The sequence below is a fragment of the Paenibacillus sp. FSL F4-0122 genome, assembly GCF_038002845.1.
GTDB classification, from domain to species: domain Bacteria; phylum Bacillota; class Bacilli; order Paenibacillales; family Paenibacillaceae; genus Paenibacillus_AQ; species Paenibacillus_AQ odorifer.
Window position 1 is genome coordinate 3,587,340 of record NZ_JBBODI010000001.1, and the last position, 14,176, is coordinate 3,601,515.

A 14,176-nucleotide genomic window follows, 5' to 3' on the forward strand; every position below is an offset into this window, starting at 1 on the left:
ATGAGTGAGCAAAGAATATTACAGAGAATTACACTATAGAAAGAATAATGGAGGCAGGAGAGTTAAATGAAGAATAAAGGTCTAAAGAGAATGTTGTTGTTATCTATGATGGTTGTTGTCATCGCTGCACTTGCAGTCGGCTGTGGTTCGAAAAATTATACAAATACAGAATCGTCAGAGGGAGCTGCTCCAGAGGCTGCAAAAGAAGTTACCTCCTTGTCGCTAGGTTTATTGCCCTCGATTGATGCTATTCCTTTTATCATCGCACATGAACAAGGTTTCGATAAAAACCACGGTGTGGAGCTGGATATCCAAACATTTAAAAGCGCCAAAGATCGGGATGTAGCTTTTCAAGCAGGCAAGCTGGATGGTCTAAGCGCTGACCTGGTTGCGATCTCCATTTACAATGAGGCTGGACTGGATGTGAAGATCGCCAGTACAACTTTTGGAGAGTTTGATTTGCTGACTGGAAATGAATCCATCCAGGATGTGAAGGATTTGAAGGGTAAAACCGTGATTTTGTCCAAAAATACCTCCACACAATATACAGTGGCAATGATGCTGAAACAAGCGGGCCTGACCGAAGATGATATTACAGTCACAGAGGTTCCACAGATTCCGACCCGTTTAGAATTGCTTAAGAATAATAAGGCGGATGCGGCTATTTTGCCGGAACCTTTTGTAACTATGGGCAAAACCTCAGGGTTGCGTGTACTGAGCTCAACGCTAACTGCGGGAGTAAATCCGTTCGTTTTAGCTTTCCCGCAAACTGCAATTGATGCCAAAGCAGAGGCTATCCGCAGTATGTATGCTGCATATGATGAAGCAGTAGCTTATATGAAATCCCATGAGCAATCCGAATATATCGATCTTGTAATCAAAGAAGTAGGATATCCGGAAACATTAAAAGATGAAATCAAGGTACCAGATTATGTACCAGCTTATCAAGTGGATGTGAAGGAAGTAGAGGCCGCATTTGCTTGGGCACGGGAAAAAGGTTTGCTCAGCAAAAATATCTCGGCTGAAGATGTGATTTCTGATGTCCAATTCAAGAAATAAAGGACTCGTTATAAAGGATCTGAAAGTAGAATATAAGAGCGGACAATTGGCCTTGGGTCAGGTAGATTTAACTTTGCCGGAGCACGGGATTTACACCATTATCGGACCCTCCGGCAGCGGGAAATCAACTTTATTACGGGCGATTGCGGGCTTGCTGCCTAGCTATCAGGGACACATTCTTTTTAATGAGAAATCTGTGCATGAGAAAGAAACGTTAATCGGGCTGGTGCCGCAGAACTACGGGCTTCTTCCTTGGAAGACTGTACATGATAATATTCAGATAGCGATGAAGATTACGCATACGGCAAGTTCATCCAAGCAAGAACGGGAGACGCAGATTAAGGAGTGGCTTTCGTCGATGGCGATCTCTGATTTAGCAGAACGTTATCCCTTATCCCTTAGTGGAGGCCAGCAGCAAAGAGTGGCGATTGCCAGAGCTTTTGCCATTTTGCCTACTATTCTGTTGCTGGACGAGCCATTCTCTGCACTCGATGCGATAACAAGGGAAACGCTGCAGGTCCTCTTTTTAGATAACTGGCTGGCTAACCCTACGACTACGTTATTTGTCACTCATGATGTGGAAGAAGCGATTCTGCTGGGGCAAAAGATTATTGTCATGCCTTCCAACAAAGAAACTACACCTGAGATTATTGATAATCAGTTGGTGTTTCATATGAAGCATGAGGATAAGCGGGACAGTGTAGATTTCTTTGAGCAGACTAAGCGGATTAGAAAGGTAATGCAGGAGATATGGTAAACAAACGTCGACTTCATCATCTAGTAAGGCTTCTATTTGTATTTGTTTGTATGAATGTAGTCTGGTATATCGCATTTTTACTTATGAATCATTCGATTTTGCCAAGTCCCTTTGCTGTATATAAAGCGATGTTTCAGTTAGGGGCGCAGGATATTGCTATAAATGTAGGGTATAGCTTGTTCAGAATTTTTGCAGGTGTGGTAATGGCGTTAATTATTGGACTGCTTATAGGTCTTCTAATGGGACGTTCGTTGACCTGGAACAAACTGCTGGACCCTGTGGTTTACTTGACCTATCCGGTTCCCAAAATTGCCCTGCTTCCAGTAGTGATGCTGTTCTTCGGGCTTGGGGAAACGTCCAAAATCCTAATGATCATGCTGATTCTATTGTTTCAGATCATCATCTCTGTAAGGGATGGGGTTAAGGCTATTCCGGACAATACCTATGATGTCTTAACTAGTATAGGTGCCAGCGCTGTGCAGAAGTTCTGGCATGTGACACTGCCGGGTGCATTGTCAGTGATTCTGAGTACGATTCGTATTTCGCTAGGGACAGCGATATCTGTACTGTTTTTTACGGAGATTTATGGAACAGAGCACGGCATGGGCTTTTTCATCATGGATGCGTGGTTAAGATTAGATTATCCGGAGATGTATGCGGGAATTATGTTGTTCAGCTTGGTCGGTTTTATTCTCTTCTTGCTTGTTGATTTTCTTGATTACAAGTTTATGAAGTGGCGGAATTAAATTTAGTTGAGATATAACTATAGCTTTCCTTTGCCCGAGTTTAGGCAAAGGGGAGCTTTTTTTATATGATTTTTTGGTGAGAATAAAATTAATTTTAATTTCATCATTATTTGAATGGAAAAATAAAACAGTAAAATAAATGGAGGGAAAAATGAAAAATAAACTTACTTATGGCTGTAAACCCCCGTTTATTTTAGAGGAATATAAAGATGGTGAGATGAAAAGAGGGAATTTATTTTAAAAAAACTAATAAATCTCTTAATTTCTTGCATATCTATTGGAAATTATATTCATAAAAGTATAAAAAGGTTTAGTTTAATTTATTTACAACCAGATTTTAGTATGGTATTTTATCAATGGAAACGGATTCATTTAGGTTTTACGGAATAATTTTAAGTTTTTACGAATGGAAGGATTTGTTCGCTTCATAAGAAAATGAAAATGCTAATAAAAAGTTGGGGGTAAATATCTTTGAATAAATATGGACGAAAACTATGGCTTACGGTGTTGATTTTCGTGATTGTAGTTGGCGGTCTGACGTATTATTGGGCTTCTAAGGGAGAAAACACCGCGCCACTGTCTCAGTCTAAGGAATCTGCCGTAGAAGCAACGGGTGAAGCGGGAAAGGAAACTGTTCCACCGGCGACAGCAGCTAATACAAGTAGTGGACCCGCGTATACGTTGACCGTGGATACGGAAAATCCGGGAGCTAAGATAAGCCCGATGTTGTACGGAGCCTTTTTCGAAGAGATTAATCATGCGGGAGATGGAGGGCTATATGCAGAGCTGATTTCCAATCGTTCCTTTGAGGATAGTTCGGTCACATTGTTCAATTGGTGGATTGATGAAAAAGGAGGCAGTAAAGGGAAGCTTGCTCTGACCGGCACTAAGCTTTTGAACGATGCTCAGACCCAGGCAATGGCTTTAACAGTATCATCTGCTGCCGAGGGCGGTTCGGTATCTGCTGTGAATAACGGTTACTGGGGGATCGCTTTGACGAAGGATGCCAGTTACAAGTTGTCTTTCTATGCGCGGCCAGAGCCAGGGGACATTATGCCACTGCGTATAACGTTAGAAAGCCCGGATGGCAAAGAGCTATATGCAGAACAGACCGTTGATAAGTTAAAAGAAGGATGGAATCCATATACATACACACTGACTTCTACAGGTACTGTAGCAAACGCACGAATTGTAATCTCTGCTGCAAATGTAGGTACTGTTTATCTCGATATGGTGTCTTTGTTTCCTGAGACTTGGAACAACAGAGAGAATGGACTTCGCATCGATTTGGCTGAAAAGGTAGCTGCGATGAAACCCGCATTCGTTCGTTTTCCGGGGGGATGTTTTGTGGAAGGAAAAACGCCAACAGATGCTTATCAATGGAAGAATACCATTGGACCGATTGAGACGCGTCCCGGTCATAAGGGATATTGGGATTATCGCTCCTCAGATGGGCTGGGCTTCCACGAATATCTGCAATGGGCTGAAGATCTGAAAGCGGAACCATTATATGTAGCTTATATCGGGATTTCACATAACGGAGATCCTATAGCCAAGCAGAATACCGTTCCAGTCAGTGAAATTCAGCCGTGGATACAAGATGCGCTGGACGCCATTGAATATGCAAACGGACCGGTTACTAGCAAATGGGGGGCACAAAGAGCCGCCAATGGTCATCCAGAGCCTTTTAATATGAAATATGTAGAGATTGGTAACGAAAACAATTTCCAGATGAGTGAATATATTAAGCGTTATGGCTTGTTTTATAAGGCAATTAAAGAGCAGTATCCAGAGATTCATCTCATTGCTAATGCGGCAGTTGAAGGAGAACCTATCGAAATGGTTGATGAGCATTACTATGAAACCTCTGAATGGTTCCTCAGCAACTCGAACAGATACGATACTTATGACCGGAGTGGTCCTGAGATTTATGTTGGTGAGTATGCGGTGACCAAGGGTGCCGGAGAAGGCAATCTGAACGCTGCAATCGGCGAGGCCGCTTTTATGATGGGCATGGAACGGAATTCTGATATCGTGAAAATGTCCTCCTATGCTCCATTGTTTGTGAATACGAAGGATCGTACTTGGAACCCGGATGCTATTGTGTTTGATTCATCGACTAGCTACGGAACACCTTCTTATCATGTGCAGCAGATGTTCGGAAGCAATAAGGGGGATATAGTTCTTCCAACCTCACTTGTGGCTCTAGGACAAGAAGAAACCTCCGGTAAGCAATCCATTCAAGGTGGAATTGGTTTGGGGACTTGGGCCACCCAGGTAGAGTACAGCGATGTACGAGTAGCGAAAGGTGATGACGTTCTTTTTGAAGATCATTTCAAGAAGGATTCCGGAGCCTGGACTCTAAACAATGGGGACTGGGAACAATCCAAGGGTACTTTTAAGCAGACTTCTAATGATATTGATATTCGCGCAGTTGCCGGTGAGGCTTCATGGAGTGATTATACACTTTCTCTTAAGGCGAAAAAGACTGGCGGAGCAGAAGGCATGCTCATTATGTTCGGCTCTAAAGATGAAGGCAATTTCTATTGGTGGAATCTTGGCGGCTGGGGAAATACGCAGAGCGCGATTGAAAAATCAGTAGGTGGAACAAGAGCAGTCATCGGAAGAACGGTTCCTGTAAGGATTGAGACTGGGAAATTGTATGATATCCGCATTGAATTATCAGGTGCTAATATCCGGCTCTATCTCGACGATGAGCTTATACAAGAGGTGAACGATGAAAGTCCAGCAGGGCCGCTGTTCCAAACTGCGAGCCGTGATCTTGCCACAGGTGAGCTGATCGTTAAAGTCGTTAATGCAGGTGACACTGCTCAGCGCACGGATGTTTCTTTTGCCGGACTTGCCACATCAAGCCTGGAAGGAACAGCTACCGTACTTCAGTCGGACGATTTAAATGCTGAGAATAGCTTCGCTGAACCTGACAAGGTGGCACCTGTAACTCAAAAGATAAGTGTAGACAAAGGTAGTCTGGAGTTTGAATTCCCGAAATATTCCGTGACCGTGTTAAGACTAAAGGAAGGGGGGGAATAGCCGGTCACGGAGGGAGGTTCACTCCTTCACTATAAACAAGCATTTATTTGTTCAATTTAAGAGGGAGGTTAGGTTATGATTTCGCAAAGAAAAACGAGCAGTTTAGTCGTATGTATGTTAATGGTTTTTGTGCTTATTCTGTCAGCCTGTAGCAGCGCTGGAAGCTCAACGACGAATCAAAATGCATCTAACAACGTAAAAACGAACACTGAAAAAACCAATAATGCTAGTGAGCCAACCAATGCAACAGCTACAGAGGGCACGGAAGCAACAGATCCTGCCAACGACCTGCCAAGCAAAGATATTCAAGGTGAGGTTACGGTTTGGGCCTTTAATGAAAAAGTATTTGATGAAGTCGGCGCTGCATTTATGGCTGAATATCCTGGTATTAAGCTGAAGACGGTAGTTATGCCCTTTGGCGACCTGCATGACAAGCTGCAAACCACAATCGCCGCAGGTAGCGGGGCACCGGACGTAGCAGAAGTAGAGATGTATCAGTTGAACCGTTATATGGCGGGAAATGTTTTGGAGAATCTTTTGGAAGAGCCTTATAACGCTGGAAAATATAAAGATCTGGTTGTTCCGTATAACTGGGAACGTTGGATGACACCGGACAGCTCACAGCTGCTTGGTATGCCTTGGGATATGACCCCGGGGGTTTATTACTACCGTGCAGACATTTTTGAAGAGCTTGGATTGCCAAGTGATCCTGCTGAGCTCGGTGAATACATGCAAGATGAAGAGAATCTCTTGAACTTGGCTCAAATTTTGAAAGCTAACGGTAAATATTTTATGGAGTGGAGCGATGGCCCGATCGTATGGGCAGGAGATGAAGTCGGTTACTTTGATAAGGATATGAACTGGACACGTAATACGGACAAAATGGTGAAGGTTCTCGATATTACAAAACGTGGACAACAGCTGGGCTGGGCACCACATATCGGTTATGGCTCAGACGAAGGTAAACAGCTAGTTCTAAAAGGTGATTTGGTTGGTGTCGTATCGGGTTCATTCGGAGCGCGCGGACTTCAAGAAACATTCCCTGAGCTTGCCGGAAAATGGAAGGTAACCCGTTTGCCAATAGGAATTAACGTGGGAATGGGCGGATCAAGCTTTGTTATCCCTTCGCAAAGCAAAAATAAAGAAGCGGCATGGGCTTACATTCAGTGGAGCATGAGAAGTGAAAATGCTTGGAAAATTTGGACAAAACATTCCATTCAGCCGGGTTACAAGGATATTTCCAGTCTTGATTGGTACGCAAACACTAAAAATGAATATCTGGGTGGGCAAGAGGAATTTAAACTATATGAACAATTAAGCAATGATATTCCTGTCAAACACCTTACACCAGTAGATAACAAGGGCTGGGAAATCTTTATAACGGCGATCGGTGATGCACTGGCTAAGAACACAGATTCCAAGACGGCTATTCAAAAAATTGGTGATGATGTCTTGAAGCAAGCTTCCAAAGAAATTGCTGCCTTTAAAAAGGCAATGGGAATGCAGCCGTAAGGAAATCTAATAACAGGAGGGGCAGCCTGCAATTGCCAGAGCTGCCCTGCTTGTATTCACTTAAGTCCGAGAGGCCCGTAAAGATGGGAGGAGACCGATGCGTGTTACGCATACTGCGAAAATATAAGATTAGTTTGTTGTTACTGGTACTTTTAGGAGTCTCCCTAGTGTGGTGGAATCAATCACGAGGGTTTGATAATTCAGCGATGGATGGCATCCCCGTTTATGCGGATGTTGATGAAAGCTCTATTTTAGAAAGCGATAGTGTGAATTCAAAACTCGAAGCCTCTTACTTAAGCTATTACGAGGAAAAACAGCAGGATGGAGCAAAGGACTCATCGGATTTTACGCTTGCTATTCCTTCGGGGGATTATAAGGCCATTAGTTCTGAAGGTACAGAGGTAATGACGGATCTTGGTGGAAAACCCGGCAAGGTACTAGCGCTTAAAGCAGAGGATAGCTGGGTGGAATATAAATTTACGGTTCCGGCAGATGGTTTGTATCAGATGGGGATGGAGTATTATGCCCTTCCTGGTAAACGATCCTCGATCATTCGAAGCGTAAAGATTGATGGGGAGTATTTATTCTCTCAAGTAAAAAAAATGGAATTCCAGCGGATGTGGAAGGAAAGTGCAGAGCCATGGCTGGACAATCAAGGGAATGAATTTAATCCCAAGCGGGAAGAGGTAACAGGCTGGCAATATCGGGAGTTTCGAGATGCCGAGGCCAGAACTGCGGATCCCTTTCGCTTTTATCTGACCAAAGGGGAGCATACGGTGAAGCTGGAAGCCATCCGGGAACCGGCTGCACTTAGTGAACTGAGAATATTTTCTCCAGAACCGCTCCCGACTTATGCGGAAGTGAAGCAGGAGTATGAGAATAAGGGTTACAAGCCTGTTCAGAATCAAGTGATTAAAATTCAGGCAGAAGAATCCTCCCTTCGTTCAGATCCAACGCTGAAGCGGATCGAGGACCGGGAGCCACTCACCGAACCTTTTAACAAAGATGCTATTGTGCTTAATAGTTTTGGGGGTGTCGGTTGGCGTACGGGTGGACAATGGGCGGAATGGGATTTCGAGATTCCTGAGTCAGGGCTCTACAATATCGCAATTCGTTACGGCCAGTGGTTCCTAAACGGGATACCGGTGGAACGCCGGATTATGATTGATGGCGAGGTACCGTTCCAAGAGCTGAATGCCTTGAAATTCCCTTACAAAGCGGAATGGCAAGTAAACAAGCTAGGGAATGAGGATGGAGAGTACTTCTTTTATCTAGAACAAGGTAAGCATACGTTGCGGATGGAAGTTCAAGTATCGGGCGTTGGCGGAATGATTGAAGCTGTGCTGAACACTACACATAAAATGTCTCTTTTGGGACGTGAAATCACGCAGGTAACGGGAACGAACCCTGATCCAAACGGGGATTGGCAGCTGGAGCAGAACATTCCTAATCTTGTGCCACGTTTACATTTGATGGCGCGGACGTTGGATGATGCTGTGCAGGATATGTATGCTTTTGGCGTTGCTGATGGAAGCTCTGAGCTGAGTACGCTTTATGAAGCACGTGACCGGTTCCTGGAAATGGCGAAGGATACCTCAAGTATTCCAGGTCGTCTTCAGCAATTTACGGACCTGCAGTCATCACTTGGCTTATGGGTCAACGGATTAATGAAGCAGAGTATTGTAATGGACTATATTGAAGTGAAGTCGGAAGATCAGCCATGGCCTAAAGACGCGGCTCCTTGGTATACCCGTGTAGGGACGATGACGTATGACTTCTTTAGTTCTTTTACAAAGGATTACAGCGGCATAGGAAATACGTACAAAAATGAAAAGGTGCTGGATGTCTGGATCTCACGTGGACGTGATTGGGCGGAGATCATTAAGCAAATGGTGGATGAGGACTTTACACCAAACACGGGCATCAAGGTGAACGTCAATATTATTCCTACGCTTGCAGCGGATCAGAAGCAGATTCTGTTATTAGCCAATACTGCCGGACTTGCTCCCGATGTGGCACTGGGGGTTGAGGGTGAAGTGCCGATTGACTTCGCGGTGCGGAATTCACTCGTGAATCTGAATGAATTCTCAGATTATCAAGAGGTTGCTGAACGTTTCAGAGCGGGTGCACTGATTCCTTATAAGTATGATAACGGAGATTTTGCCTTACCTGAGAATCAGAACTTCACGATGCTCTTTTACCGGAAAGATATTATGGCACAGCTGGGCATTAGCGATAAGGATATTCCGGATACGTGGCAAGAGGTTATGGAACTGATTCCTGTGCTGCAACAAAACGGGATGGACTTCTATTATCCACATGCCCCGAACAACCCGAGTCTAGCCATTAATGAGTTTGCACCGTTCTTATTCCAGTATGGCGGGGATTTCTATAAGAATAATGGGATGTTGTCTGATCTGAATTCACCAGAAGCACTGACAGCTATGAAAATGTGGACGGGACTCTTTACGAACTACAAGCTGCAGAAACAAGCGGATTTCTATAACCGTTTCCGTTCTGGAGAGATGCCAATCGGCGTTGCTGATTATTCCACATACATTCTGTTATCTACTGCCGCACCTGAATTGACAGGCTGGTGGGGCATGAAACCAATGCCGGGTATTGAACAAGCCGATGGACAGATTAACCGTTCTACAGGCGGGCTTGCACAGACAGGAATTATTTTTAAGGATACGGATATGAAAGAAGAATCTTGGGAGTTCCTGAAATGGTGGACCAGTGCGGATGCACAGGAGAACTTCGGCTCAGAGCTTGAGTCTTTGCTGGGTGTTGAAGCTCGTTGGAATACAGCCAATGTTGAAGCACTCAAACGTCTGCCGTGGCAGCAAGATGATATCGACGCCATTATGGAACAGTGGGAGTGGTTTAAAGAGCGCGAAGTGGTGCTTGGAGGATATTACACGACCCGGCATATCGCCAACATCTGGAATGAAATTGTGCTCAACGGTAAATTCCCGCGGGAGGCGATGGAGCAAGGTGTACGTGAAATCAATAAAGAGCTTAGTAAGAAACGCGAAGAGTTCGGAATTGAAACTTCCCAGACTTCAAGCGCCAAAGAGGAAGGAGGTCAGAAATGAGTAGTGAAATAATTACACCGGCACAGAACGAAGCCGTACAGATGCAGCCGACGAAAACTCCCGGGAAATGGACTCAGCTTTGGTTAGATATCAAGAAAAATAAAGTTTCCTATTATTTCTTGGCCCCTTTCCTGATTCTGTTCACCGTTTTTACTATTGTTCCTATTATCATGTCCGTCGTTCTAAGCTTCAGCTATTACAACATTATTGAGACACCGAGATTCATTGGCTTCTCTAACTATAAGCTGTTGTTTGTAGACGATGATATCTTTCTTAAAGCTGTTGGGATTACGCTGAAATTTGCCATTATTACAGGTCCGATAGGTTATATTATGGCCTTCTTGCTGGCCTGGCTGATTAGCCAGATTCCGCAGAAGTTCCGCTTTTTCTATACCCTATGCTACTATGTGCCATCGATTACAAGTGCAGTAGCAATGTCCGTGGTTTGGTTGTATTTGTTCGCCGGCGACCGCAAGGGGTTGCTTAATCACTGGCTCATTCAGCTGGGGATTATCAATGAACCTTATTTATTTCTGCAAAATGTGGATTCCATTGTACCCGTTATCATCATAGTTTCCTTATGGATGAGTATGGGGGTAGGTTTCCTTGCTTTTCTGGCCGGACTTCAAAATGTACCGACAGATTTATATGAAGCTGGCTCAATTGATGGGGTCAAGTACCGCTGGCAGGAGCTTTGGTACATTACGATTCCATGCGTCAAACCGCAGCTGTTATTCGGTGCGGTGATGCAGGTGGTCGGTTCGCTTACCGTATTTGACGTCAGTATGCGGCTTGTTGGATTTCCGAGTCCCCTTTATGCAGGCCATACGATTATGGCGCATCTGTTCGACTACGCATTTATCCGCTTTGAGATGGGATATGCGTCAGCGATTGCTGTATTACTGTTCGCTTTGATGCTTGGGCTCAACCGTCTCATCTTCAAAGTGCTGGGGAGGGATTAGGATGCACAAAATAAATTTACGGCGTATTGACTATGGCGGCATCTTTTTATATCTGTTCTTAACGGTGTTTGGCCTAATTATGCTGCTGCCACTTGTCTATATGGCAGTGACTGCTTTAAAACCAACAAGCGAACTATTCCTGTTCCCACCGCGGTTTTTCGTAGTGAATCCGACGTTGGTGAACTTTCGTGATTTGTTGTTAATTACCGGAACCTCGGCGGTGCCGTTCTCACGGTTTATTTTCAATAGCGTGGTCGTTACATCGGGGATTGTGGTCGGGGGTGTCTTAATTTCAGCAATGGCGGCTTATCCGCTTGCCAAGCACAATATGCCATTTAAAGGCGCTATCTTTAGTATGATTGTGGCGGCGCTGATGTTCTCACCCTTAGTATTGCAAATACCGCAATATCTGCTGATTAGCCGCAGCGGATTAATGAATTCGTATTTTGCAATGATCTTACCTTATCTGGCTGCACCCATGGGAATGTTCCTTATGACCCAGTTCCTGCGGCAGCTTCCAGACGCTTTATTAGAGGCGGCCCGCATAGACGGGGCTTCAGAATGGAAGGTATTCTGGGTGGTTGTGATGCCAATGCTTAAGCCGGCGATTTCGACTTTTGCTTTATTTAGCTTCATTTCTGCTTGGAATGATCCGTATCCTTCAATGGTCTATACGACTGTTCAGGAAATGAAGACATTGCCGCTCGCCATCCAAACTATCAGTGGTGGAGCCGGAGTCGTTGCTAGGGTAGGCACTTTGGCAGCAGCAAGCTTCTTGATGATTCTCCCGACTATTCTTGTCTTTATATTAACGCAGCGGATGGTGCTTCAGACAATGGCCCATTCGGGGCTGAAGGAATAGGGGGAGTCATGATGATAGGACGTAATATGAAAAAAATGCTGCTAACAGGGCTACTGGTGACGCTGACACTGCCAGTGCTGCTGCTTCCAGGGCAGGCGCTAGCTGGTGAAGCCCCATATGAGGGGTATACGTGGAATCAGTCCGGCAATGAGGTCCGCTCGATTAATGGTTATCTCTACGATTCTTCTATCGATCCAACAGGAACAGATACGGGGTCCTTCAAAAATCCGGAATCTCTCTTTATTAGTGATGACGATTCACTCTACGTAGTAGACACGGGCAATAGCCGTATTGTTCATATGGATAAGGACGGTCGTCTGCTAAATCTGATCGGCGATACGGAAGGCAGCGGCAAGCTGCAAGAGCCGAAGGGTGTATTCGTGAAAGAGGATGGAACGGTATATGTAGCAGATACAAAAAACGCGCGTATTGCTATTTTTGATAAAAATGGCAAGTTCGTAAAAGAGTTTCTAAAACCGGACAGCCCATTACTGGGTGCTAATTTCTCTTATTCTCCTTCTAAATTAGTCGTAGATAAGCGTGATTATATGTATGTGGTGAGCGATGGTAACACGCAGGGGTTGCTGCAAATTGACTCGGGCGGTAAGTTCAAGGGGTTCTATGGGGCGAACCATGTAGGTTTCTCATGGACACGTCTCTTAATTAAGCTGGTGGCTACTAAAGAGCAGCAGAACCAGCTGGCGACCGTTAAACCTTCTGAGTTCTCGAACGTGGATCTGGATGAAGAAGGGTTTATCTACAGCACAACCTTGGGCGAAGAGTACAACCAGATCAAACGGTTATCTCCGGTAGGCGTAGATACGCTGAACATTGGTAAACGCTGGTACGGTGATTATTACTCTGAGGGTCCATTCAGTATGGCTTCCTTTATGGGGATCAGTATTGATAAGAACGGATTTATAACTGCGCTGGATTTGCAGTCCAGTAAAGTCTTCCAATATGACAAGCTGGGGAATTTGTTATTCAGCTTTGGCGGGATTGGGGATCAGAATGGACTCTTCGTGACTCCTTCCGCCGTAGATCAAACCGCTGATGGCCTGATCTATGTAGTGGATAAAGGACGGGGCAGAATCGATCGCTTCCGGACCACGCCCTTTGCGGATTTGGTTCATCAGTCGTCTTTGCTCTATGTAGATGGCAGCTATGACGAAGCGCAATCCTTATGGCAAGAGGTGCTGCGATTGAACGCCAATTATGATATGGCTTATCAAGCTATCGGCAAAGCGCTATATAAAGCAGAGCAATATAAGGAATCTATGAGCTACTTCAAGCTTTCAAATTCCAAAGCTGACTATTCATCTGCTTTCCGCGAATATCGTAAATTGTTTATCCGAGAGCACTTTACTTATTTCTTCGCCGGCGGAATTGGACTGTTCTTAGTACTGCTCTGGAGTGTGCCGAGATTATACCGGAGATTCCATACCTGGCTGTATAGAGGAAACAAGGCAGTATTGGATCCGGCAAAGGGGGAGATTGGATGAACACTTTGCGAATGATTCATCAGGTTGTAGTTCATCCTTATCAGTTCTATAACGATATTCAAGGAAAGCAACGTATCCGCTGGATACAGGGGATTGCCATCGTTCTACTGACCTTTGTGGCACGAATGATCTCGATTCTGATTACAGGGTATGCTTTTCAAACAAGAGAGCCGCATGAAATCTCCATGTTTCATGAGTTTATTTGGCTTATCGTTCCTTGGTTGACCTGGTGTGTCTCGAACTGGGGTGTCAGTACGATTATGGATGGTGAGGGGAAATTCAAAGAGATTTTTGTGGGCAGTGCCTTTGCCCTTGTTCCATACATGCTCTTTATCCTTCCAGTCACACTGTTAACGTTGGTCCTTTCGCTGGATGAGGCTTCAACCTTCAATCTGCTGCACAAGTTTGTGATTCTTTGGGTGGCTTGGTTGATTTTAATGAAGGTGAAGATCCTGCATGATTTTGAGATTCGCAAGGTTATTTTTATCACCATAATCAGTGTAATAGGAATCGCCATTATCTGGTTCGTAGGTATTTTGCTGTTTGGTATTTCCAATCAATTTGTTTCATTTATTGTCGATCTGCTCAAAGAATTGAGATTGCGCGCGTAAGGAGGGAAAGGTAACA

General features: G+C 44.6%; 10 protein-coding genes. All 10 read left to right on the forward strand.

All coding sequences use genetic code 11. The features are described from left to right. The first annotated feature begins 66 nt into the window (after positions 1–66). Positions 67–1,059: an ABC transporter substrate-binding protein gene (locus MHH49_RS15520; RefSeq protein ID WP_143763115.1), complete on the forward strand. Its 993-nt coding sequence runs from the start codon at positions 67–69 to the stop codon at positions 1,057–1,059. Beyond that, positions 1,040–1,816, forward strand: a complete 777-nt coding sequence (locus tag MHH49_RS15525) for an ABC transporter ATP-binding protein (RefSeq protein ID WP_076099486.1) — start codon at positions 1,040–1,042, stop codon at positions 1,814–1,816. Before MHH49_RS15520 ends, MHH49_RS15525 begins: the two co-directional genes overlap by 20 nt. Beyond that, entirely contained in the window at positions 1,810–2,562 is a 753-nt protein-coding gene (locus tag MHH49_RS15530) for an ABC transporter permease (protein WP_036679634.1), read from the forward strand. Before MHH49_RS15525 ends, MHH49_RS15530 begins: the two co-directional genes overlap by 7 nt. A 471-nt stretch (positions 2,563–3,033) precedes the next feature. Beyond that, positions 3,034–5,613: an alpha-L-arabinofuranosidase C-terminal domain-containing protein gene (locus tag MHH49_RS15535; protein WP_081388030.1), complete on the forward strand. Its 2,580-nt coding sequence runs from the start codon at positions 3,034–3,036 to the stop codon at positions 5,611–5,613. 75 nt (positions 5,614–5,688) lie between these two features. Beyond that, on the forward strand, positions 5,689–7,125 hold the full coding sequence (locus tag MHH49_RS15540) for an ABC transporter substrate-binding protein (RefSeq protein WP_076212879.1): 1,437 nt from the start codon (positions 5,689–5,691) through the stop codon (positions 7,123–7,125). A 167-nt stretch (positions 7,126–7,292) separates the two neighbouring features. Further along, positions 7,293–10,223 (forward strand): extracellular solute-binding protein, encoded by a 2,931-nt coding sequence (locus MHH49_RS15545; protein ID WP_076212882.1) that lies wholly within the window; start codon positions 7,293–7,295, stop codon positions 10,221–10,223. Continuing rightward, on the forward strand, positions 10,220–11,185 hold the full coding sequence (locus MHH49_RS15550) for a carbohydrate ABC transporter permease (protein WP_052097291.1): 966 nt from the start codon (positions 10,220–10,222) through the stop codon (positions 11,183–11,185). Before MHH49_RS15545 ends, MHH49_RS15550 begins: the two co-directional genes overlap by 4 nt. Position 11,186: 1 nt before the next feature. Continuing rightward, the gene (locus tag MHH49_RS15555) at positions 11,187–12,047 is read left to right on the forward strand and encodes a carbohydrate ABC transporter permease (RefSeq protein ID WP_076212885.1); all 861 of its coding nucleotides are present in this window, start codon (positions 11,187–11,189) and stop codon (positions 12,045–12,047) included. An 8-nt stretch (positions 12,048–12,055) separates the two neighbouring features. Beyond that, positions 12,056–13,549, forward strand: coding sequence for an NHL repeat-containing protein (locus tag MHH49_RS15560; protein WP_143763116.1), 1,494 nt, complete (start codon positions 12,056–12,058; stop codon positions 13,547–13,549). Further along, positions 13,546–14,160: a YIP1 family protein gene (locus MHH49_RS15565; RefSeq protein WP_036679624.1), complete on the forward strand. Its 615-nt coding sequence runs from the start codon at positions 13,546–13,548 to the stop codon at positions 14,158–14,160. The genes MHH49_RS15560 and MHH49_RS15565 overlap by 4 nt, the downstream gene beginning before the upstream one ends. The last annotated feature ends 16 nt before the right edge of the window (positions 14,161–14,176 follow it).

What these genes read in the sequence shown, in the direction of transcription:
- MHH49_RS15530 (WP_036679634.1), top strand. Translation starts at nt 1,810, where the DNA reads ATGGTAAACAAACGTCGACTTCATCATCTAGTAAGGCTTCTATTTGTA.
- MHH49_RS15525 (WP_076099486.1), top strand. Translation starts at nt 1,040, where the DNA reads ATGTCCAATTCAAGAAATAAAGGACTCGTTATAAAGGATCTGAAAGTA.
- MHH49_RS15540 (WP_076212879.1), top strand. Translation starts at nt 5,689, where the DNA reads ATGATTTCGCAAAGAAAAACGAGCAGTTTAGTCGTATGTATGTTAATG.
- MHH49_RS15560 (WP_143763116.1), top strand. Translation starts at nt 12,056, where the DNA reads ATGATGATAGGACGTAATATGAAAAAAATGCTGCTAACAGGGCTACTG.
- MHH49_RS15550 (WP_052097291.1), top strand. Translation starts at nt 10,220, where the DNA reads ATGAGTAGTGAAATAATTACACCGGCACAGAACGAAGCCGTACAGATG.
- MHH49_RS15555 (WP_076212885.1), top strand. Translation starts at nt 11,187, where the DNA reads ATGCACAAAATAAATTTACGGCGTATTGACTATGGCGGCATCTTTTTA.
- MHH49_RS15565 (WP_036679624.1), top strand. Translation starts at nt 13,546, where the DNA reads ATGAACACTTTGCGAATGATTCATCAGGTTGTAGTTCATCCTTATCAG.
- MHH49_RS15520 (WP_143763115.1), top strand. Translation starts at nt 67, where the DNA reads ATGAAGAATAAAGGTCTAAAGAGAATGTTGTTGTTATCTATGATGGTT.